The sequence below is a fragment of the Microbacterium salsuginis genome (genome assembly GCF_012524205.1).
In the GTDB taxonomy this organism is placed as follows: Bacteria; Actinomycetota; Actinomycetes; order Actinomycetales; family Microbacteriaceae; genus Microbacterium; species Microbacterium salsuginis.
In genome coordinates, this window is record NZ_JABACI010000002.1 from 521,045 (window position 1) to 542,415 (window position 21,371).

Below are 21,371 nucleotides of genomic sequence, written 5' to 3' on the forward strand. Positions count from 1 at the left end.
GGTCCGGATGCCCCGCTCAGGGCGTCCGGACCGTTCGTGCCGGTGGCGTCAGGCCACGAGAGCCGGCACTCCTGCCTCGCGGTCGAGCAGCCTGCGCTTGACGTCGAGTCCCCACGCGAAACCTCCGAGCGCTCCGCCGGTGCGCAGCACCCGGTGGCAGGGAACGAACAGCGCCGGTGCGTTGCGTGCGCAGATGGATGCTGCCGCCCTGACGGCGTTCGGAGACCCGAGTTGGGCGGCGAACTCCGCGTAGGTGAGCGGGCGGCCCGGGGTGATGCGGCGCAGCGCCTGCCAGCCCTCAAGCTGCATGTGTGTGCCCCGCTGGGCGACGGGGACCGCGTCGATCGCGTCGAGATCCCCCTCGTAGTACGCCAGGACGGCGGCTGCGGCATCCGTCTCGCCCCTCGTCAGCGCGGCGGGGCGGTCAGCCGCCCGCAGACGACCGACGATGCGGTCGACGTCGTCGGTCCAGCCTGACGCGAGCACACCCGCGTCCGCGTCGGACAGGATCGTGAAGGGGCCGTCGGGGGTGTCGATGGTCTGAATGATCGCGTCGGTCATGATGTCACCTTCGTTTCGGAGTCAACAGTGAGGTTCGCCGCCGCTCGGCGCCGCGGTGCCGGTCTGGGCGGCACGGCGCGCCAGAGGTGGGCGGTGAGATAGCTGCGCCAGGGTGCGGTGCGGACGGCCCAGTCGGTGAGAGCACGAGGCTCGGAGGGGAGGCCGAGAGCCGCGGCGCCGGCGCGCACCGCGACGTCACCGGGCAGGAACGCGTCCGGATCGCCGAGCACCCGCATGCGGACGTAGTCCGCAGTCCAGGGCCCGATGCCGGGCATGGCCAGCAGCGCGGCCCGCTGGTCCGCCGCGTCGTCGCCGGGGGTGAGGACGAGCGAGCCGTCCGCGAGCGCGGCCGCGGCACCGGTGATCGCCCGGATGCGAGCGGCCGGGCCTCGCAGCACCTCATGACCGCGTTCGGCGATGGCAGCCATCGTCGGGAAGAGCTTGGTCGCCGTCACTCCGGTGCCGTCCAGGCACACGACTTCCTCGCCGAGAGCCGCGGTCAACGCGGTGAGGGCGGTGCGCGCGGCGACGACGGTGATCTGCTGGCCGACCATCGCGCGGATCAGCATCTCGTGCGGATCCGCAGCGCCCGGCACGCGGATGCCCGGCAGATCCGCGACGGACGCCGACAGTTCCGGATGCTGCGACAGCGCGTCGTCGATCGCGATCGGGTCGGCATCCAGGTCGAACAGACGCCGCGCACGTGTGACCAACGTGGACAGGTCCGCCAGGTGCGCCAGTCGGGCATGCAGCCTCACGCGCCCCGTGCCGGCGGCGTCGAGCTCGTCGTGCCGCAGCTCGAACCAGGCGGGCCCGCCCGGCAGACGGAGCGTGCGGGCGAAGCTGGAGGCCGTCGCGTACTCGGCGCCGGACACCGCGCGGGCGCCCATCCAGGCGAACAGACCCGCGGCATCGAGCGGGCCACGGTGCGGCAGCGTGAGGTCGATCGCGGTGAGGCCTGCGAACGGGGCCGCCAGTGCGTCGGCCTCGGGAACGCCGGCACCGGACGGGGCGCTCGCCCGCGCGAGGACGCGGGCACCGCCTCGCTCCACCCGGCGCCGCGCGCGCAGCTCGAGCGGCGGCATCCCGAACACCTCCCGGATGGTGTCGTTGAACTGCCGCACGCTCGCGAACCCGGCCGAGAACGCGACGTCGGCCGCCGAGAGGTCGGTGCCGACGAGGAGCATGCGCGCGGTCTGGGCGCGGTGGGCGCGGCTGAGCGCGAGCGGTCCTGCGCCCAGCTCGGTGGTGAGCAGGCGCGTCAGGTGTCGCGGCGAGTAGCCGAGCCGGCGCGCGAGCGCCGGGACCCCTTCGCGCTCGACGACCCCGTCGGCGATGAGCCGCATCGCGCGTCCGGCGATGTCGCCGCGCAGGTTCCACTGCGGCGAGCCCGGCGCCGCCTCGGGGAGGCAGCGCTTGCAGGCCCGATAGCCGGCCTCGTGCGCGGCCGCACTGGTGGGGTAGAACGTGACGTTCGACGCCTTGGGCGTGCGGGCCGGGCAGCTCGGGCGGCAGTAGATGCCCGTCGACCGCACCGCGGTGACGAACTGGCCGTCGAACCGCGTGTCGCGGGAGTCGATGGCACGGTAGCGCTCGTCGAACGTCATCGAGGCGATACCCCAGCGCTCACTCGAGCCGGCCACCGTTGTCGTCGTCGAGGTCATGCCCCCAGCCTGACACGTCCCTCCGACATGAGCTCGCGGAAATCGGACATGGCGGTGGAGCTCGGTCTGCCGCGGTGCCGGATGCCGTGGGCGCGTGCCTCAGGCGACCACGCGGGAACGGATCGTGCCCGCTGCGCAGGTCTTCACGCGAGGCGGATCGAACGGAAGACGCGCTCGAGCTCCGCCTGCACCGCGTCGACGACAAGAGGGTCGTCGTGGAGCAGATCGAGCAGGAAGACGAATCCGCCGCGCACGCCCAGGTGGCGCAGCGCATAGACACGCTGGTCGTCCGTCCCCGACACGACGACCGCCGAGATGGCCGCGTCGAAGGCAGTGCCCTCCAGCGTCGACCAAGTCTGGATCACTCCCCCGACGCCGGCACGAGCGAGCTGCAGGAGATCGTCGGCCGACGCGGCATCCGAATCGGTGACGTAGAGGTGCGCCACGATCGTCACGCCGCCTACGAATTCGGTGCGCCAGAACCGCTCCATCGCTCCGGGCAGGGGCCCCGGCATGGCCTGCAGGTGCAGAGCCGTCGTCCGCAGGAGCTCACGGCCGTCGTCGCCGACCCCCGTGTCCGCCAGCAGGCTCTCGGCAAGCTCCGTGGCCCAGTCCTCCGGGCGAGCGAACGTGCCCCACGGGAATCGCAGCGGCACCGGGAGCCACGTCGGCTCGAGCGAGAGCGTGTACATCGGGGCTACCGCCATCGGAACGTCTCCATGATCGAGTCGACGAGCTCGGTCGCCCCCTCGACGATGGCGGGATCGGCGTCGTCCGGGTAGGGGATGCTCGCGAGGAAGACCAGCCCGCGCCGGCCATCCGAACCCGGCAGCGCGAAACCGTAGCCGAGGGCCCGGGTCGTGATACCGGCGGTGTCGTCACTCCCCGGCTTGTCGGACTGCCACCGCTGGATCGGTCCGATCGCCGTGTCGTAGGTCTCGATGGCCGCTCGGGTCAGGCTGCCGAGATCGTCGGCGAATGCCGCACCCGCGGGTGCGACGTGCTGTCGCACGGCCAGCGACAGCGGAAGATGGGCGAGCCCGTCGATCTCACGATCAGGGAAGTACACGCTGTGCGTGCGCGTCTGCTCCAGCCGTCGCCACTGCGCATTCGCGAGCATCCGCAGGCGAACGTCGAGCTCGGGGTCGCCGATCTGCTTCATGCGTGCCGCGAGCTTCGCGATGAACTGCTTGCGACCGTCCTCGTCGACCCGGTAACGGGACCACCCGGGCGGAAGCAGCAGCCGAAAGCCCGACAGCGCGGTCATCGAGCGCGACTCGTGCGGTCCTGCGACCTCGTGCGTCCCACGGCGATGCCGATGAGCAGGAGGACCAGCGCGACGGCTGCGGCGGCCGCGCCCCACCACTGGTCTCCGAAGGTCACGTCGCCCGTGCGCGTGCCGCCGTCGGGCACGAGCAGCGCGAACCCGATGGCGGCGACGATCGAGGCGACCGTCGGCCCCAGAAGGCCCCGCAATCCCGGGACATCCTCACTGCGCGCCGTGGCGGCGAGGACGACGGCCAGCAGGCTCAAGGCGATTCCGAGAGCGACCAGCAGGACGGTCGGCACGGCGAACAGCGGATAGGCCCACACCACGCCCCACTTGGGGTCCATGCTGGCGCTCACCTGACCGCCCGAGAAGAACAGCGAACCCACCAGGAACACGATCAGGATCGCCGGGGAGACGATCGCCACGACCGCGTACACGACGCGCGTGACGGACTGAAGGGTGCGCGGACGCGTGGGGCTCTGACTCACGGACTCAGCCTATGCGCACATCGCGCAGGCCCGGGATCTCGGGCTGCGCGTCCGCGAGGCCGAGCAAGTCGACGACGGAGAAACCGGTCCACGACACGATGTTCGCGCCCTGCACGAATCCGCCCGGCAGCGAACCCGCCGTCGACGAGATGAACTGCGCCACTCCAGGACTGGTCGCCCACGGCGTGCTGCGCATCGTGTTCAAGAAGGTCGTGATCTGCGCGGTCTCGGCCCCGCCGAAGCGGATGGCCGTGAGCGGATTGGTGAACAGGCCCGGTTTGGGCAGCGCGAGCCACGACCTCACGGGAGCGAACAACGACTGCAGCGGCGCGCCCCACGTCGTCGGACGCAGCAGCGAGAACCGCGGCAGGCTGCTCCTGATGGCGGCGGTGACGACACCTCGCCCGCCCTGGACGACAGAGCCGAGCGCAGGGACGCCGCGCGAGAGGATCTTGCCGATGCCGAACGGGAGAAGGCCGACGGCGCTCCAGGCGAGGTCGCTCAGACTGGCGCGCCCGTAGGCGAACTTCAGCGCGGTGAGCAGGAACGACGCGGCGGCGAGCGCGAAGATGATGCCGGCCAGGAGGCCGGTCAGCGGCGCGCCGATCACGAGCGCGATCACGCTGAGGACGACGAGGACGATCGCGATCACGTCCAGGACGTTGTCGATGAACTCCCAGAACCCATCGTTGTTGTCGGCGCTCTCGATCGCGTTCTCGATTCCGTCGACGGCGTCGTCGTACGCGTCGGACCACGTGCCGAAGACGTCCTCGAACTCCTCCCAGAGTTCGTTGCGCAGGGTCTGCGCATTCGTCAGTGCGGTCTCGGCGGAGTCCGCATCGGATTCCGCACGGTCGGCCGCCCGGGCGAGCGCCTCATCGTCCGACCCCTCGGCGCTCGTGGACGCGATGCTCTCGGCGAAGTCGGCATCCGCTTTGGCGGTCAGGGCCGCCTGATAGGCGTTCTCGGCGTCTTCGACGTCGCTCAGGTTGGCGCGCAGCCACATCTGCGCCGTGTTCAGCGCCTCGCCGTAGGTGGCCAGGTTCTCGCCGGTACCGCGATAGCGCACCGCGGCGTCGGCGAGATCCGCGTGAGTCTCGTTCGCCATCTCGGCGAGCTTGTCGGTGCCCTTGCTCTTGTGGACGGACGAATCGCCGATCGCCTTGAGCTGGACGGAGGTGTTCTCCATCGTGGTCGCGAGTGTCTTCAGCTGTCCGCCGCGCGTGGTGATGTCCGTCGCGTTCCCGTCCAGATGCTGGAGCTCGTACCCCCGGTTCGGCGACCGCATCAGGAGGCCCTCGTCGAGGTGACGGCGGTGGTGGTCGTGGAGCCCTCGAGGTCCTGGGCCGTGGTGGTGTCCCACTCATCCCAGCCGTCGATGATGGACGTGAGCTGCTCCTTGATGTTCTCGAGGTTCTCCTTGAGCTTGCCGCGCTTGTCGCGCCACGCCACTTCGAAGTCGATCACCTGGTTGAGCAGAGCGCTGCGCCCGTCGGGACGACCGACGGCATCCTCCAGGTCGTCGTTCGTGTCCGACGCGGCGTCGAACTCGGAGATCGACGACGCCAGACCGGACTGGGCAGCCTTGAGCTGCTCGAGGTCGAGCATGATGTCCACGTGCGGCATCCTCCGTCAGGTCGTGAGTCAGCTGAGGGAGCCGGCGAAGCGCCGGCTCCCTCAGGCGAAATCAGTCGGGCTCAGCCGCCGGCGAGCTGCTGGTCCAGGTCCTGGATCGCGCGCATCATGCCCAGCAGCGACTCGGACATGTCGTTGATGCCATCCACAGCACCCTTCAGACCCGTCGTCAGCTCGGAGTAACCCTCACCGAACTTGCCCGACGCGTGCTGCGTCTTGAAGTCCTCACCCAGCAGCGTGTCCACCTGGCTCTTCAGCGTGTCCAGCTGACCCTGGATGTCATCACGAGCCTGCGACAGCGACGACGCCACCTGCTCCATCTCGCCATACGAAGCACCGAAATCGGCCATCGTCAACTCCCTCACTCAGAAACACGACCCACCCCGGGCCGACGACATCCAACCTAACCGACGCTCCACGGTCTGCCCATGGGGACCATTCCCCATGCCACCTCCGAAATCAGCTCCGTCGCATCGCGACGCCCGGTGAGGGGTCGCCCGTTCGGCCGGTGCGAAAAGGGCTGGTGCGACGGGTCAGCGGGAACTGCCCGGAGCGTGTTGCTGCACCTCGGGCGCGAGCGTGAGCGCGAGCTCACCCGGAGCCGTGGCGAGGGCGCGTGCCGCCGTGGCGGAGTCGATGAGACCACGCTCCGCAAGCAGACCGATGGCTGCATTCCGGCGCTCCATCACCTCGGCGAGCGTGCTCGCCGGGATCTCGCGGATGCTCCACTCCAGGTTCTCGCGCTCGTTCTGGGGTCCACCCTTGGGCAGAGGTCCTCGCACCAGGATCGCGATGTGGACGACGACGTCGGCCGCGATCACCACGAGCCACGCCCAGGTGCCGTCCCCCAGCTGCTCCCGCCCGGCCGTGAGCGCGATCAGCGCTGTGATGGCTCCCGGAATCGCGTGGATGAGCGCCAGGGTGCGCAGTGCGGCCGCGCGAGTGGCCCGCGGATGGCGGAGCCGCTGGATCTCACTCCAGCCGGTGACCACGAGGCCCACGAGCGTGATCCAGCCGGCGAACGCAAGCGGGAAGTCATACGCCGTGTCGCCCAGCACCCACCGGAGCATGGCCGCTGCGGCGATCACCGGCGCGGCCACGGCGTAGAGGTAGGCCAGTCCCTGGACGAAGCTGCCGAGGGTGATGCCGCGGTGCTCCGACATCGCCTCCTTCGGCGCGAGCACGGCGAGCGGGCGCTGCGCAGCCGTCAGCGCGAACGAGCGCAGCTCCAGCCGCCACCAGTCGACCGCGCTCCACCCCTTCGCCTCATCGACCAGTTCTGTCAGCGGCCTTCCGCTCATGCCGGCCAGTCCTCTCCGAAGCGAACGACCGCGCGATCCAGTGCTTCCACGCGCGCGCGGTCGCTCGAGGGAACGAAGCCCTCGAGTGTCGATGTGCTCAGCACCGCCTTGGCGGGCTCCTCCACGAACGCCAGTGCGTACGGCGCGACGGGGCCGAGGATGGCGGCGACCGTCGTCTCCTCGCCCAGGAACAGCCAGCGTTCGAAACCGAAGTCCCGCTCTCCGTGCCGCTCGAGCAGCGTGGCCGAGATGCCGACACCGAAGCCCTCGGTCTCGAGGATCTCGGTCGTCGCGGGCAGCAGAGCGGACGCCGACCACAGGAATGCCGCCTGGTCGTCGTCGCTGAGCCGCTCGTCGACCGCGAACACGGTGAGCGGCGCGATCGCCCGCCCCTCGATCCCGACGATGACGAGGCTGCGGCTCTCGTCGGTGGTCACGGCGGCGACATCCTCCAGTGCCGCCGCGATGCGCGTGGCGACGTCCGGTGCCAGCTCCCGGCGCGTCGCGAACGCCGCCGCCGTCTCGCGGGCCCACGCGGCCCGTTCGCCGGCAGACTGCGCCATGAACGGAACCGGGATGCAGTGCTCGGGGTCGTGTCGGAGATTCAGCTGCATGTCAGCGCACGCTCCAGGTGAACGAGGCGATGTGGTGGTCGAAGAGTGCAACCCATGCCTCGAGCACGGGATCGTCCTGCGGGAGGTCGGCGCTGTGCGCGACCGTCGCCGTCCACTGCACGGCCTGCGTGCGCTTCGTGCCGGGAATCGGCAGCAGGAACTGGATAAGGAACGACACGGCATCGACGCCGTCCACGCGTGTGGGGTGACGTTCGGTCCACCGGACGATCCGATGCCCCTCCCCGATGGCGACACCGCCGCGGTTGCGTACCGCGTCCTCGACGATGTCGTCGAGCGTCCACCGCGGCGTCGACCGCCGGCGCAGGCCGACCAGGCTCGCGGATCCCAGCACCCACGTCGGCGAGCCCTCTGCGGGCAGCGCGTAGGCGAACGCGTCCTGCTCGCGCAGCTTCGCGACGGCGTCCTTCACCTGGGTCGCGAGCGCCGCAGCCAGGTCGGGCCGCCCTGCTTCGTTGAGCCGCGCACGGGCGGCTGCGACGAGCTCACGCTCGGTGTCGCTGCTCAGGTCGTACGATCGCCAGCCCGGTGGCAGCAGCATCCGGTACCGCGGCACGGTGGCCCCGACGCTCCCGGTCAGCTCCGCGCGCAGATCACTCACCATGCCAGTCTTTCATCACCTGGCGGTCGTGCCGGAACCACGTCAAGAGAACGGGTTCTGATCGGGGTCGAACGAACCCGGGAACGCGCCCCCCGCGGTGTCCTTGATCCAGCCGGCGATGCCGAGCTGGGTGGCCCAGATGCCGCCGACGCCCTCGAGGACGTTGAGGCCGCCGGTCATGACAGCGGGGTCCGCCCAGTGCGCCATGTTGTTGCCGGTCAGCAGACCGGTCGTGAAGTCCACCGCCTTCGCTCCGAATCCAGCGCCCTGCAGGCGATTCAGGCCGGACAGCCAGTCGTCGACACCGGTCGCTCCGACACCGAACAGACGGGCGGCATCGTCGCCGAATGCGGTGCCGAGAGCGCGCCAGCCGCCAGGGGCGCCGAGGCCGCGCAGACCGCGCGCGGCAGGCCCGATGAAGGGGATCACGCCGATGACGCCGAACGCGACGTCGACCCAGCTGCCGTCGTTGAACGCCAGCTTGCGGGTGAGGGCGACGACGAGCGTGGCGACCGCGACGATCGCGGCGAGCGCCGCGATGATCGGCCCGCCGATCACGATCGCGAGGACGGCGAGCACGATGCCGGCGATCGCGAGGACGTTGGAGAGGAACTCCAGCGCGCCGCGCATGTCGTCCTTCCACGAGTCCTCAATCTTGCCGCTGAACCCCTCCTTGATGTTCCTGGCAGCGGTGTCGAAGGCGGTGTACCAGCTGTCCCACTCCGTGTCGTACTCGCCGGCACGGGTGTCCCACTCGTCCTTCTTGCTGTCGGCGAGCCCGCGCTTCTCGACGGCGCTCGCGTTCGCCGTGTCGTACGCGGACTGCTCGTCCGCATCGGCGTCGTCGTCGGGCTCCCGCGGGACGGCGCCCTCCGCGGTGTCGGCCTCCCGGCTGAGCGAGTAATAGGCGGCCCACAACTCGATGAGATCGTCGACGATCGGGTCGATCGCGGTCTTGGAAGTCTCGAGCTCCTGGCCGTACGTGAGGATGTGAGGTCCGACGGCATCGTAGAGCTCGGCCGCCTTCGACAGGTCGCCGCTCACCTTGCCCGCCACCTCGCGGAGCTTGTCGATCGCGTGCCCCTCCATGTCGGCGCCGTCCTGGACGAGCCGCTGGATGAGGGACCACGCCTGGGACATGTCCGTGCCCAGGTCCACGATCTGCTGGCCGCGGGTCTGGACGTCGCCCGCGTCACCGCGCAGGTGCTCGATGAGGTGCTGGCCGCCCGGCGTCTGCGACGGCATGTATGGAGTAACGCTCATCGTCCGCTCATCTCTCGCCGGTCTGGTTGCCGGCTTCTTCGTCGAAGTCCTTGAACGCCTTGATCACACTGTCGACGTGCTCGGCGAGGCCCTTGCAGCTGTCCATCAGTCGCTTGCGGCGATCGTCCCAGCGCCCCTCGAACTCGTGGGCGGCATCCTTCAGATCACCCAGGTCGTACGGCCGATCGACGGCATCCTCCAAGTCCCGTCGACGACTGCCCGCGTGCTCGAACTCATCGATGATGCTCTTCAGCTGCGTGCTCAGTCCGCCGAGGTCGTCGTAGTTGACCTTGACTCCCACCTCGTGTCCTCACTCCCCGGTCATGCCTTGTTGATGGTCACCCAGCGAGCGCGAGGGCGGCTTCGTGCCGCCCTCGCGCTCCGCGCGTGCTCAGCCGCCGGCGAGCTGCTGGTCCAGGTCCTGGATCGCGCGCATCATGCCCAGCAGCGACTCGGACATGTCGTTGATGCCATCCACAGCACCCTTCAGACCCGTCGTCAGCTCGGAGTAACCCTCACCGAACTTGCCCGACGCGTGCTGCGTCTTGAAGTCCTCACCCAGCAGCGTGTCCACCTGGCTCTTCAGCGTGTCCAGCTGACCCTGGATGTCATCACGAGCCTGCGACAGCGACGACGCCACCTGCTCCATCTCGCCATACGAAGCACCGAAATCGGCCATCGTCAACTCCCTCACTCAGAAACACGACCCACCCCGGGCCGACACCAGAAACCTAACGCGAGCCCATCGCACCCGGCGATGGGGACCATTCCCCATGCCCGCGCAACGTGGACCTGCGCCTCATGCGCTGGGAACGTCGACCGGCGCGGCGTCGGCGTTGGAGGCCGCAGCGGCAGGCGTCGCAGCCGCCCGCGCGACCGGCAGTGTGCCGTCCTCGACGAGGGGCATCTGCACCGTGACCTGCCGGCCCGCTTGCACGAAGATCCCTCGGCCCTCCGGGAAGTCGGCGCGCTTGACCTTGGGGAACGGCACCTTGAAGACCGCGTCGCCATCGAAGGCGTCGGGCTTGAGGATGATGCCCTTCCGTCCGCCCTTGAAGTCGCCGATGAGGCCGAACCCGCTGGTGACCTGGGTCACGTCGGCGTCGCCGATCAGCAGGTGGTCGCTGCGGTTCACCGCCTGCAGGAGTGCCTTGAGCGGGCGCTCGGCCGGCGAATCCGCGAACTGCGGCACATCCTCGATGACGATGAGCAGGCGAGCGCCGATGGTCTCGTCGGTGACCAGTTCGGCGAGCTCTGTGGCGAGTTCCTTGGCGTCGTCCACTGTCGTGGCGCTGCGCATCCACGGGGCGAAATCCTTGAGCTGCGAGCGGCGCCCGCCCAGGTGGAAAAGGCGCACCTTGGGGTCGAAGCGCACCATCGAGGTGATCAGCGCCTTCATCGCGGTGGTCTTGCCCGACTGCGGCGGCCCAGCCACGACGAACGTGCCGACGGGGTCGAAGTCGCGCGGCGCGAGCGTGTCCTCCGCGACGCCGAGCACCGGGAACTCGCCGATGCGGTCGGGCAGCGTGCCCCAGGCCAGGCGGGTGGGCAACGACCCGATCTCGTCGACCTCGCGAGCGCCCAGCAAGCGGAGCTCCTCCGCCCACTGGCCGAGCAGCTTGGTCTGCTCCGCCACGTTCGGCGTGCCGCCGAGCACGGCGATCTGGGTCTCGAATCCGTCGACGATGGCGCGACCGGGTGCCGAGCGCTCGTCGAGGACGTCCTTCGGCGCGTTCAGCAGCGAGTACGCGTTCTCGTCCGAGAGGCGCAGGATGACGCGGCGCGACACGTTGGAGCTGACCGCGGTCGGCACCGAGCCGGAGCGGTCGGCCGTCGCGACGACATGCACGCCCAACGGACGACCCTCGCCGAGGATCCGCATGAACGCCTGATAGAAGGGCATCCGGGCCGTGGTGGACTCCCACTCGGCACGGAACTGCGGCAGTCCGTCCAGGAGCAGGATGATGCGCGCCTCATCACGGCCGGTCAGCTCGCGGTACTCCGCGACGCTCGAGGCGTTGGCGGCGCTGAACCGCTTGCCGCGGTCGTCCAGCACGCGTGCGAGCGAGCGCATGATGCGCTGCACGCGCTCGGCGTCATCGCCGGGGATGATCGAGCCGACGTGCGGCAGGACCTCGAGGCTCTTGAGCGATCCCGAGCCGAAGTCGAGGCCGTACACGGCGACGTTCTCGGCGCGGCGGCCCATCGCCGCCGAGATCGCCACGGTGCGCAGCACGGTGGACTTGCCCGACCCGCTCGTGCCGTAGACCAGCAGCGATCCGTCGCGATCGGGCTCGAAGTAGACCGCCTCCTGCAGCTGGCGCTCGGGGATGTCGCTCTTGCCGAGCAGGATCGACCCGGAGCGACCCGCCGAGAGCGCGCGGATGTCGACCGTCGTCTCGAGGTCGTCCAGCCACGGCCGCCGGGGTGCCGGGATCCGGGCCTGCTCTGCCGCAGCGATCAGGGTCGCCACGATCCGCTTCTGGTCGTTGGGGCCGGGATCCACGTCGTGCGCAGCATCCTCTCCCTTGTCTTCCAGCTCCCACCGCTGCACCGAGCCGAACCGCAGCTCGGCCACGCTCACGTCGGCGACGACCGGCTCGTCACTGCTCCAGCCGCCGGCGTAGGCGGACTGGAACGGGACCAGGCGACCCGGGCCGGTCTTGGCGATGCCGCGGCCGGGGATGCCGGGATCGAAACTCGCGGCGACCGGGTCGTCCACCACGTCCTTCGAGTCGGACTCGTCGGCCATGCGCAGCGCGACACGCAGGTTGGTGTTGGCGCGCAGGTTGTCTTTGATGACGCCCGCGGGCCGCTGGGTCGCCATGATGAGGTGGATGCCGAGGGACCGGCCTCGCTGCGCGATGTCGACGACGCCGTCCACGAACTCGGGCACCTCGCCCGCCAGAGCGGCGAACTCGTCGATGACCAGCACGAGGGCGGGGGGCGTGTCGGGGTCGCGTCGCTTCTCGAGCTCGAGCAGGTCCTTGGCCTTCTTGCGGTTGAACAGGTGCTCGCGGTAGTGCAGCTCGGCGCGCAGGCTCGTGAGCGCTCGACGGACGAGGTGGGGGCTCAGGTCGGTCACCAGGCCGACGGTGTGCGGCAGTCCGACGCAGTCCGCGAACGCCGAGCCGCCCTTGTAGTCGACGAACAGGAACGTCACGCGGTCGGGGCTGTGCGCCGCCGCCATGCCGAGCACCCACGCCTGCAGGAACTCCGACTTGCCGGCGCCCGTCGTGCCGCCGACAAGGGCGTGCGGGCCCTGCGTCCGCAGGTCGAGGGCCATGGCATCCGTGGCACCCTGACCGACGATCGCGCGCAGCGTCCCGGCCTTCTTGAGCCGCGGGAGGGCGGCGCCGGAGCGGTCGAGGATCGTGTTGTTCTCGCGCCAGCGCTCGATCGCGAACGACGGGTCGGCCGCCATCTCGGTGCCCACGAGCGAGAGGAACATCACCGAGTTGGGGATGTCGGACGAGTCCTCGATCACGGTGCTGGAGTCGGCGACCGGCGCGAGGCGCTTGGCCAGCACCGTCATGAGCTCGTTCGAGACGCCCTCCACGACCGTCGCGGGGAATTCGACGCCGCTGCGCACGGTGCCCGCGCGGGCGGATTCGAGGCCGCCCGACACGTCCACGAAGCTGCGGCACACGGCCGGCAGCGCCTCGACGACGGGGGCCACGAAGATCCCGTAGACACCGACGTCGGCGCCCCGCTCGAGCACCTGCGTGAGCCGTGCGCGGTCCACCGGCGCGTCGGAGGTCACGATCACCAGCACGGCGGTCTGACCGGGGAAGGTCGCGTCCTCGGCGGCTCGGCGCACGTCCGTGCCGTAGCGCATCGGATCCCAGTCGTCGTCGAGCGGCAGGCGTGGAGATGACGCCGCCTTGGACCGCCGCATGATGAGCTCCTCGAGCCCCGACAGCAGGGCGGCGCCGGTGGAGGCCGAGTCCGACAGCGGCATGTCGCGGAACGGGCTGCGCTCGCTCGTGGTGTGGGGCAGCCACTTGAGCCATTCGAGCTGCCGCGCCCACTGCGGCTCGGTGAGCGCGACCGCGACGAGCTCGTTGGGCGAGTGCAGGCCGAACAGCTGCACGCTGAGTCCGCGCAGGGCGTCCGCCGCCTCGCGCGGCGAGCCGGCGACGCCGATGACGCCCACGCTCTGCAGCGACTCGAGCACCGGGACGCCGTCGATCATGCGGTACCGCTCGCGCAGGCGGTCGACCCGGTCCACGAACTCCTGCAGCGCGTCCGGGTTGTCGGACTGCTTCACCGTCGTACGCGACGGCGCCTCGGCGGTGCCGAGACGAACCGACAGGAAGTTCCAGTGCTCGGGACGACGGGTCCACAGCATCGGACCGAGCCGCATGGCCTGCTCGAACACCACGGCGACCGGCGGCACCTCGGCGTTGCGCACCTCGCGCTCCCGGGGCCGCTCGCGGTACAGCGTTTCTTCGAGCTCCTCGAACGTACGCTCGAAGACCTCCGCCTCCTTCTTGGCCCGCTGCCCCACCTGCGTGCGCTGCGAGATGAAGTTGCCGAGCAGCATCAGCGGCGACAGCAGCACCACCAACAGCGAGTTGGGGCGTCCGGTCATCGCGAAGATCGAGACGCCGAGGATGATCGGCGCGACCAGCATCGGCCACGGGAACAGGCGGCTGACCGGATCCTTCGGCATCCGCGGCTCGGCCAGCTCCTCGCCGACGTACCGCGGCTCGACGCGCGGGCTGCGGTTGAACAGCAGCGTGCCGCCGCGCTCGAGCACCGGATCCGGATCGGCGGGAGCGTAGTCCTGCACCATGTGGACGACGAGCTCGGTGTCACCGAGGGCGAATCGCTGGCCGGGGATCACCCGCAGGCGCTGCACGAGGCCGCCGTCGACGACGATGCCGTTCGCCGAGTTGAGGTCGACGAGCTCGACAGTCGCGCCGACCTCGATGCGGGCGTGACGTTTGGAGATGAGCGGGTCATCCAGCACGATGTCGTTGCCCGCGGCCCGGCCGATCGTGAAGTGGCCGCGCGGCAACTGGAACTCGCGGCCCGCGAAGGGCCCCGCGACCGCGTAGAGGATCGCTGCGGCCGGCGCGCCGGCACGCCGGGACGAGACGTAGTCCGCACCGAGGTTGACCACCGAGGCGACGAAGCCGGAGCCGACCGGGGCATCGCTGATGAGCATGTCGGGCTCGAGCAGCTGGAACGCCGACGAGGTCGGCGGCGCAACGCGGAGGGTGAGCACATCCTGCGCGGAGGCGACGACGTCCCGGGCGGGGTCCGCCTCGACGATACGGCGGGCGACGTCCTGCACCGTCGCCGTCGTGTCGGAGGTGACGACGATGTCGGTGTGCTTCTCGTCGCGACGCTGGAGCGTGAGTTTGAGTCTCATCTACCTGTCCTCGTGCCCATCCCGGCCTCAGCCGATCCGGATGCGTGCGTGGCGGTCTCCGAGGCGAATCGTATCGCCGGAGCGCAGCGCCACCTGTTCGTGGGGGCCGAGCGTCCGCTCGGATCCGTCGCGCAGCAGCGCGCTGCCGTTGGTCGACCCGAGGTCGATCACGACGACCGCCGTGCCCGACCGCATGATCGCGAGATGCGTCTTCGACACCGACTTCGTCGGGTCGGTGATCGCGCCCAGGGCGAGTGCCGGACCGCCCGGGATCAGCGCCGGATCCCGGCCGATCAGGATGCCGGGACCTTCGACGCGGACCTCCTCGCCGTTGTCGAGGGTCAGGACGATCGCCGGTGCCGCCGATGCCGCCTGCGGGGTCGACGCTCGCGAGGACGCGGGAGCGGATGCCGGAGCCGCAACGCGCCGCGCGGGAGCCGGCGCCTGAGCAGCCGGAGCGGCCGCAGCCGCCGGGGCTGCGGCATCCGCCTCCTGATCCGGGAGCAACCGCGGTGGAACCCACGCCGAGCCTCCACCGGCGGTCGCCGGCGGGACGACCGGAGGGCTCTGCGGTGCGGACGACGCGACGGGAGCGGATGCCGTGGGACCCTGTGGCGTCACAGGAGCTGCAGTCGGAGCGACCGTGGCAGGGGCGTAGGCGGCGCTCTCGTCGGCCGGCGCGCCTTCGCCCCGGGCGGCGCCCAGAACTCCCCCGCTGCTGCGCGACGTGGGAATGTAGGCCGTCGTGCCGCGCTCGTCCGCGGGTGTCGCGAGCGACGGCAGCTCGCTGCGCACATCCGCGAGGTCGGTGGCGACGGTCTTGCGGGCGATCCGCATGCGCTTGGCGTCGTAGGGGTTGAGCCCGTTGCGGACGTCGACGAACCACGTGGCGCCGGCAAGGTCGGGCCACCCGCGCCCGCGCTGCTCGCCATCGAAGAACGGCGACAGCGCGATGACCAGGAGCGGACCGATCAGCGGGACCGCGAAGCTCGCCCACAGCACCAGGGCACGCACGACCGCCCCGCGCCAGAACCCGGGTCGCTCGAGCGTACGGACGTTGACCGAGCGGATCCCGGCGATGGCCTTGCCCAGGGTCACTCCCCGGCGTCCGTGCAGCGTGAGCTGGGTGATGACGAACGCCGTGCTGAGCACAGTGGAGACGGCCGCGAGCACGACGATCAGCACGAGGTCGCCGCCGCCCAGCACCGTCCCGCTGGGCGCCGTCGCGAGGGCGATCAGGCCGGGCAGGACTCCGAAGAGCATCGGCAGTTGCAGCACGACATATACCGCGGCCTCGATGGTCGCAGCGAGCGCGCGGCGGCCGAACGGCGCCGGTACGAGCCCGAGCGAGGCGGCGTACTCCGGCCGGGCGCGGCCGTTCTCGTCGAGGCCCTCGACACGATGAGACGCCTCGTCAATCTCCCAGATCACCGGTCCTCCTGATGCAAACTCCGCATCGACCCTAACCTGGCTCGCGACAGCGGCCGGTCGAGGCGGGTCACGGCGCGGGCGAGGGCAGGAACTGCGGATCGCCCGGTGTGATGCCGAAGAACAGCGGATCGGACGGCGACTCCTGCTGCGGAAGGTAGCCCTTGGCCAGCTGGGCGTCCCCGAACAGCATGTCATTGAGTTCGAAGTGGTCGCCGGGGTGGCACGCGGTGTCGGCGACGACCAGGACGTTGCCGTTGTCGACGAACGTCACGGTGAGGAGCGAGAAAGGCGCCTGCTCCCGGACGATGACGTCACTCGAGGTGATCTCACCCGAGCCGAGGTCCATCCCCTCGACCTCATAGCCCGCGTCGGTGAGATGGTCGGCGACGTCCTGCCGCATCTGATCCTGCGCGGCCGGGTCGACCTTCGTCGAGCGGGCGAGGCTGAAGTTCCACCCGTCCCCGCATCCGGCGCTGGAGGGAACCATCCCGTAGGCGCTGCTTCCATCCACCTCCCACGGGCCGTCAGAGATCACCGCCAGCACACCGTTGACCGCCTCGCGGTACTCGAAGTACACCTCTTCGGCCTGTGCAAACAGCTCGTCACCTGTGGGCTTGACCACCGGGCCACCTCCGCATCCCGTCAGGATCGACACCGCGAACAGCATCGCCACCGCGAGCGCGGATGTCGCGCGGCGCTTGGCCCGCGCTCCACCTCTGCTCACTGCAGCACCTCTCCGTTGGCAACGATGTTGGCAATGTTACGGAACGACTCGGAGTCCCGCGAAAGGTACCCGTTGTCCTCCTCCCACCAGCCCCAGAACGAGTTGCCGCCGTCGTGGCTGGCGTGGCCCGGCGTTCCGACGACCGGCTCGGGCGTACCCTCCAGCGACGGCGCCGTACCGCCGTCGCTCTCGAAGCTCGTGGCGCCGTCGATCGACTCGGGGTCGGTGCCGTGCCCGAACGAGCTCCACTCGCCGAAGCGGGCGACGCCGTCGCCGGGAGCCCGGGAGGCGAAGATCTCGACGCCGGAGTAATCCATCGGCTCGTCCCCGGTCCACGAGGCGTGGTAGCCGTCGGGGACGCCGGCCGACCCGACGGCGATCAAGCGATCGACGCCCAGGTCGGACGAGCTGCCGCCGACAGCCAGAAATGCCGTGGTGCTGCCGTAGGAATGCCCGATGACCGACGTCGTCACCGACGACGACACCCCGTGATCGAGTCCCCTCAGGGTCTCGCTGAGGCGCGCCGCGCCCTCGGTCGCGCTTCCCATCGTGGCCTCGGTGAGCAGATTGGGCGAGTCGTAGCCGTACCACGCGATCGTGATCGAGCCTGTGCCGTCCGCGCCGTATGCTTCGGCGTACCTGTTGAGCTCGCGCGCGCTGCCGCCCCAGGCTTCGAGGTCACCGAGCCCGGAGAACATCCCGCCGACGAGCACGTTGACGTTGGTCACGCCTTCGAACGGGTCGACGACGTTGCCCTCGGCGTCGCGGGTGACGCCGTAGACGACGGCACCGGTGGCCTGCGGCTGCTCGAACGGGTGGAACATCAGCAATTCGCCGTCGTTCGAGTCCATCTCGATCCCGAGCTGCAGCAGTTGACTGTCGAGCGGCTCCCCGTACGGTGCGCCCGCCATGGTGTCCGCGTAGGTGAGGCGGTTCGCCTCGAACCGCACCGGGTACGGCACACCTTCGAGGTTGCCGACGAGCTCAGGGCGTGTGCTCAGCAGATCGGCACGCTCGTCATCGGTCAGACCGGCCCAGATCGCCGCGACCTCGGCGGGTGAGTCGGCGCTCGTGAGCGCCGTGACGGATGCCCGGAGGCTCGCCGGCACATAGGCGTGGTCGATGTTCGCCATGGCCGCCAGAGCGGCGTCATACGCGGCGTCCCAGCCGCGGTACGCGGCCTCCCACTGCTCCCACAGGTCGGACAGCTCGGTGCGCCGACGGGCGAGAGCGTCCTCCGCGTCCGCGGCGGCCTCTTCGGCGAGAGCGACCTCACGCGACGTCGCGTCGTCGCTCAATCCGCCCATCTCGCCGTCGGCCGTGGCGGCCGACGCCTCGGCCGACTCCACCGCCGCGTGAGCGGCTTCGATGTCGTCTATCAGATCGTTCGCGACGCGCCCGTGCTGGGCGACCGCCTCGCCGTACGATTTCAGCGCCGCCGCGATGCGGTCGACCATCTGCGTCGTCGGAGTGATGCGACCGGCGACATCGCCGGCGTCCGATTGGACGGACCTGATCGCCTCGCCTCGGCCTTCCAGTCCGCCGTCGATGTTGCGCAGGACGACACCCGCGTCTCGTCCGTCCTCGGCGAGGTCGCGGAGGGCATCGGAGAGGGCCTCGATTCCACCCTCGTCGTAGTCGATGCGCTCGAGCGGCACCCCCAGCTCAGGCGAGGTCAGCGACATAGTCCCGATCCCAATCCGCGCTCAATGAGACGTCCAGCTCGGTGAACGAATCGAGGATGTCGAGCAGCTGCGCGCTCACCACGATCGCGTCGGCGTCCTCTGCGGTCACACGCATCAGGGCGGCGCCGACAGCATTCTCGACCATCACGCGCAGCAGGGTGCGGCCGCACGGATCACCGATCCCCGTGTCTCGACGCCACGCGTCCTCGGCCTTGGCGCGGTAGTTCAAGAGCGCCTGATCGAGCACCAGCTTTGCGCTCTCGAGCGCGTAGCGGTCGATTTCGACGTCACCCACTGCTGCGCCCCGTCCCCCGCGTTCACGACCAGTCGCATCATGCTATCCACGCGACGCGGACGACCACGATGGGGAGCATTCCCCATGCCCGGTCGCACGTCGCACCCGCAGGTGTGCGGGTCTCAGTGGAAGAAGTGGCGCTCGCCGGTGAAGAACATCGTGACGCCGGCAGCCTGCGCGGCCGCGATGACCTCGTCGTCGCGCACCGAGCCGCCGGGCTGCACGATCGCCGAGACGCCGGCGTCGAGAAGCACCTGCGGTCCGTCGGCGAAGGGGAAGAAGGCGTCGGATGCCGCAACCGAGCCGGCCACGCGGTCGCCCGCCCGCTCCACGGCCAGCCGGCAGGAGTCGACGCGGTTGACCTGGCCCATGCCGATCCCGACCGTGGCCGAGCCCTTTGCCAGCACGATGGCGTTGGACTTGACGGCACGGCAGGACTTCCACGCGAAGATGAGGTTCGTCATCTCCTCGTCGGCGGGACGCTCGCCCGACACCAGCTGCCAGTCCTTCGCGACGGATTCGATGTCGTCGGGGAACCGGTCGGCGTCCTGAAGGAGGAGTCCGCCCGACACCAGCCGCACGTCCATGCGCTCCTGCTGCCAGTCGGCGGGCAGCTTCAGGATGCGCAGATTCTTCTTGAGGCGGAAGACCTCGAGCGCCTCGGGCTCGAAGTCGGGCGCCACGATCACCTCGGTGAAGATGTCGCGCAGGTTCTCGGCCATCTTGAGCGTGACGGTGCGGTTGGCTGCGATCACGCCGCCGAACGCCGAGACGGGGTCGCACTCGTGAGCACGCAGGTGGGCGCTGGCGATGGGGTCGAGGGCGTGGGGCGCCGTGACGGCGATGCCGCACGGGTTCGCGTGCTTGATGATCGCCACGGCGGGCTTGACCATGTCGAACGCGGCGCGCAGGGCGGCGTCGGCGTCGACGTAGTTGTTGTAGGACATCTCCTTGCCCTGTAGCTGGGTGGCCTGGGCGATGCCGTGACCGCCGTTGCGCGTGTAGATCGCGGCGCGCTGGTGGGCGTTCTCGCCGTAGCGCAGCGTCGCGAGCCGCTCGGCCTTGATGGTGAGGTGGGCCGGCAGGTCCTCTTCGGTGAGCGTGCCCTCCGAGAACCAGGTCGCCACGGCACGGTCGTACTCGGCGGTGTGCGCGAAGGCGCGCGCGGCGAGTTCGCGGCGCTGCACGAGGCTCGTGCCGCCGGTGCCGAGCGACTCGATGACCGCCGGGTAGGACGACGGCGAGACGACGATGGCGACGTTGGCGTAGTTCTTCGCCGATGCGCGCACCATGGCGGGGCCGCCGATGTCGATCTGCTCGACGACGTCGTCGCCCTGGGCGCCCGAGCGCACGGTCTCGACGAACGGGTAGAGGTTGACCACGACCAGTTCGAACGGCTCGATGTCGAGGTCGGCGAGCTGCCGCTCGTGGTCCTCCAGTCGCAGATCGGCCAGCAGCCCGGCGTGGACGCTCGGGTGCAGCGTCTTCACGCGACCGTCGAGCGACTCGGGGAACCCCGTGACGCTCGCGACGTCGGTGACGGCGAACCCGGCGTCGCGGATGGTCGCTGCCGTCGACCCGGTCGAGACGATCTCGACGTCTGCGGCGACCAGCGCCTCGGCGAGCTTCAGCAGGTCGGTCTTGTCGCTGACCGAGACGAGCGCACGACGGACGGGCACGACGTCGCGGGTGCGGTACAGGGCGGGGTCGTGGCTCGGTCCGGCCATGGCGGATCTCCTCGGTGCTGGGGACGAAGTCAGGGTGCGGGGGCGCGGGAGGCGGCCTGCGCGGCGAGGTCGAGGTCGCCGGTCGCGATGCGGCGCACGACGTCGATCAGCAGTCGCCGCTCCACGGGCTTGATGCGTTCGTGCAGGGTGTGCTCGTCGTCGCCGGCGAGCACGGGCACGCGCTCCTGAGCGAGGATCGGGCCGCTGTCGACCCCGGTGTCGACCAGGATGACGCTGGCTCCGGTCTGGTCGACGCCGGCGGCGAGCGCGTCGCGGACGCCGTGCGCGCCCGGGAACTCGGGCAGGTAGGCCGGATGGGTGTTGATGATGCGCGGCGACCACTCGTCGACGAGCGCGGCGGGCAGGAGCCTCATGAGTCCGCTCAGCACGACCAGGTCGGGCTGCCACACGGCGAGCTGGGCACCGAGCTCGGCGCCCCACTCCTCACGGCTTTCGAACTGCGCGTACGGGACCATGAACGTGGGGATGCCGTACTCCTCGGCATGCGCGAAGCCCTCGGCTTCGCGGTCCGCGCCGACGACGACGACGCGAGCGGGGTAATCGGGGTCGGCGGCCGCGTCGAGCAGGGCTCGCAGATTCGACCCTGTGCCCGAGATGAGAACGGCGACCGAGAGCACCCGGTCAGTCTAGCCGGGGCGCGCGCGCCGCCCTGCGCGCGGGAGGACGGATGCCTCGGTCCGAGGCATCCGTCCT

At 70.2% G+C, this 21,371-nt stretch carries 21 protein-coding genes; all 21 read right to left on the bottom strand.

Translation table 11 applies throughout. The features are described 5' to 3' along the window. Positions 1–48 precede the first annotated feature (48 nt). Positions 49–561 (bottom strand): methylated-DNA--[protein]-cysteine S-methyltransferase, encoded by a 513-nt coding sequence (locus HF576_RS09480; protein ID WP_168912545.1) that lies wholly within the window; start codon positions 559–561, stop codon positions 49–51. Next, positions 558–2,168 (bottom strand): DNA-3-methyladenine glycosylase 2 family protein, encoded by a 1,611-nt coding sequence (locus tag HF576_RS09485; protein ID WP_205835155.1) that lies wholly within the window; start codon positions 2,166–2,168, stop codon positions 558–560. Before HF576_RS09485 ends, HF576_RS09480 begins: the two co-directional genes overlap by 4 nt. Before the next feature lie 200 nt (positions 2,169–2,368). Further along, a complete protein-coding gene (locus tag HF576_RS09490; protein WP_168912547.1) occupies positions 2,369–2,932 on the bottom strand; it encodes a hypothetical protein in 564 nt (187 codons plus the stop codon). Beyond that, positions 2,923–3,492 (bottom strand): hypothetical protein, encoded by a 570-nt coding sequence (locus HF576_RS09495; protein WP_168912548.1) that lies wholly within the window; start codon positions 3,490–3,492, stop codon positions 2,923–2,925. Before HF576_RS09495 ends, HF576_RS09490 begins: the two co-directional genes overlap by 10 nt. Further along, a complete protein-coding gene (locus HF576_RS09500) occupies positions 3,489–3,983 on the bottom strand; it encodes a hypothetical protein (protein ID WP_168912549.1) in 495 nt (164 codons plus the stop codon). The genes HF576_RS09495 and HF576_RS09500 overlap by 4 nt, the downstream gene beginning before the upstream one ends. Before the next feature lie 4 nt (positions 3,984–3,987). Further along, a complete protein-coding gene (locus HF576_RS09505) occupies positions 3,988–5,271 on the bottom strand; it encodes a PspA/IM30 family protein (protein WP_168912550.1) in 1,284 nt (427 codons plus the stop codon). Further along, the gene (locus tag HF576_RS09510; RefSeq protein WP_168912551.1) at positions 5,271–5,600 is read right to left on the bottom strand and encodes a hypothetical protein; all 330 of its coding nucleotides are present in this window, start codon (positions 5,598–5,600) and stop codon (positions 5,271–5,273) included. Before HF576_RS09510 ends, HF576_RS09505 begins: the two co-directional genes overlap by 1 nt. Before the next feature lie 80 nt (positions 5,601–5,680). Continuing rightward, positions 5,681–5,968 (bottom strand): WXG100 family type VII secretion target, encoded by a 288-nt coding sequence (locus tag HF576_RS09515; RefSeq protein WP_168912552.1) that lies wholly within the window; start codon positions 5,966–5,968, stop codon positions 5,681–5,683. 183 nt (positions 5,969–6,151) lie between these two features. Continuing rightward, on the bottom strand, positions 6,152–6,919 hold the full coding sequence (locus HF576_RS09520; RefSeq protein WP_168912553.1) for a hypothetical protein: 768 nt from the start codon (positions 6,917–6,919) through the stop codon (positions 6,152–6,154). Beyond that, entirely contained in the window at positions 6,916–7,533 is a 618-nt protein-coding gene (locus tag HF576_RS09525; RefSeq protein WP_168912554.1) for a hypothetical protein, read from the bottom strand. Before HF576_RS09525 ends, HF576_RS09520 begins: the two co-directional genes overlap by 4 nt. A gap of 1 nt (position 7,534) precedes the next feature. Next, the gene (locus HF576_RS09530) at positions 7,535–8,152 is read right to left on the bottom strand and encodes a hypothetical protein (protein ID WP_168912555.1); all 618 of its coding nucleotides are present in this window, start codon (positions 8,150–8,152) and stop codon (positions 7,535–7,537) included. Between the two features lie 42 nt (positions 8,153–8,194). Then, positions 8,195–9,415 (bottom strand): hypothetical protein, encoded by a 1,221-nt coding sequence (locus tag HF576_RS09535; RefSeq protein ID WP_168912556.1) that lies wholly within the window; start codon positions 9,413–9,415, stop codon positions 8,195–8,197. Positions 9,416–9,422: 7 nt separating this feature from the next. Next, a complete protein-coding gene (locus tag HF576_RS09540) occupies positions 9,423–9,716 on the bottom strand; it encodes a flagellar protein FlgN (RefSeq protein ID WP_168912557.1) in 294 nt (97 codons plus the stop codon). Positions 9,717–9,806: 90 nt separating this feature from the next. Next, the gene (locus tag HF576_RS09545) at positions 9,807–10,094 is read right to left on the bottom strand and encodes a WXG100 family type VII secretion target (RefSeq protein ID WP_168912552.1); all 288 of its coding nucleotides are present in this window, start codon (positions 10,092–10,094) and stop codon (positions 9,807–9,809) included. A gap of 120 nt (positions 10,095–10,214) precedes the next feature. Then, positions 10,215–14,795: a type VII secretion EssC family protein gene (locus tag HF576_RS09550; protein WP_168912558.1), complete on the bottom strand. Its 4,581-nt coding sequence runs from the start codon at positions 14,793–14,795 to the stop codon at positions 10,215–10,217. Between the two features lie 27 nt (positions 14,796–14,822). Next, complete coding sequence (locus tag HF576_RS09555; protein ID WP_168912559.1) at positions 14,823–16,226, bottom strand: RDD family protein; 1,404 nt, start codon at positions 16,224–16,226, stop codon at positions 14,823–14,825. 67 nt (positions 16,227–16,293) lie between these two features. Then, a complete protein-coding gene (locus HF576_RS20755; protein ID WP_168912560.1) occupies positions 16,294–16,950 on the bottom strand; it encodes a hypothetical protein in 657 nt (218 codons plus the stop codon). Then, a complete protein-coding gene (locus tag HF576_RS09565; RefSeq protein WP_168912561.1) occupies positions 16,947–18,635 on the bottom strand; it encodes an alpha/beta hydrolase in 1,689 nt (562 codons plus the stop codon). The genes HF576_RS20755 and HF576_RS09565 overlap by 4 nt, the downstream gene beginning before the upstream one ends. Next, a complete protein-coding gene (locus tag HF576_RS09570) occupies positions 18,616–18,930 on the bottom strand; it encodes a hypothetical protein (protein ID WP_168912562.1) in 315 nt (104 codons plus the stop codon). Before HF576_RS09570 ends, HF576_RS09565 begins: the two co-directional genes overlap by 20 nt. 122 nt (positions 18,931–19,052) lie before the next feature. Continuing rightward, positions 19,053–20,657 (bottom strand): bifunctional phosphoribosylaminoimidazolecarboxamide formyltransferase/IMP cyclohydrolase, encoded by a 1,605-nt coding sequence (gene purH / locus HF576_RS09575; RefSeq protein WP_168912563.1) that lies wholly within the window; start codon positions 20,655–20,657, stop codon positions 19,053–19,055. 29 nt (positions 20,658–20,686) lie between these two features. Next, entirely contained in the window at positions 20,687–21,295 is a 609-nt protein-coding gene (gene purN / locus HF576_RS09580; RefSeq protein ID WP_168912564.1) for a phosphoribosylglycinamide formyltransferase, read from the bottom strand. Between the last annotated feature and the right edge of the window lie 76 nt (positions 21,296–21,371).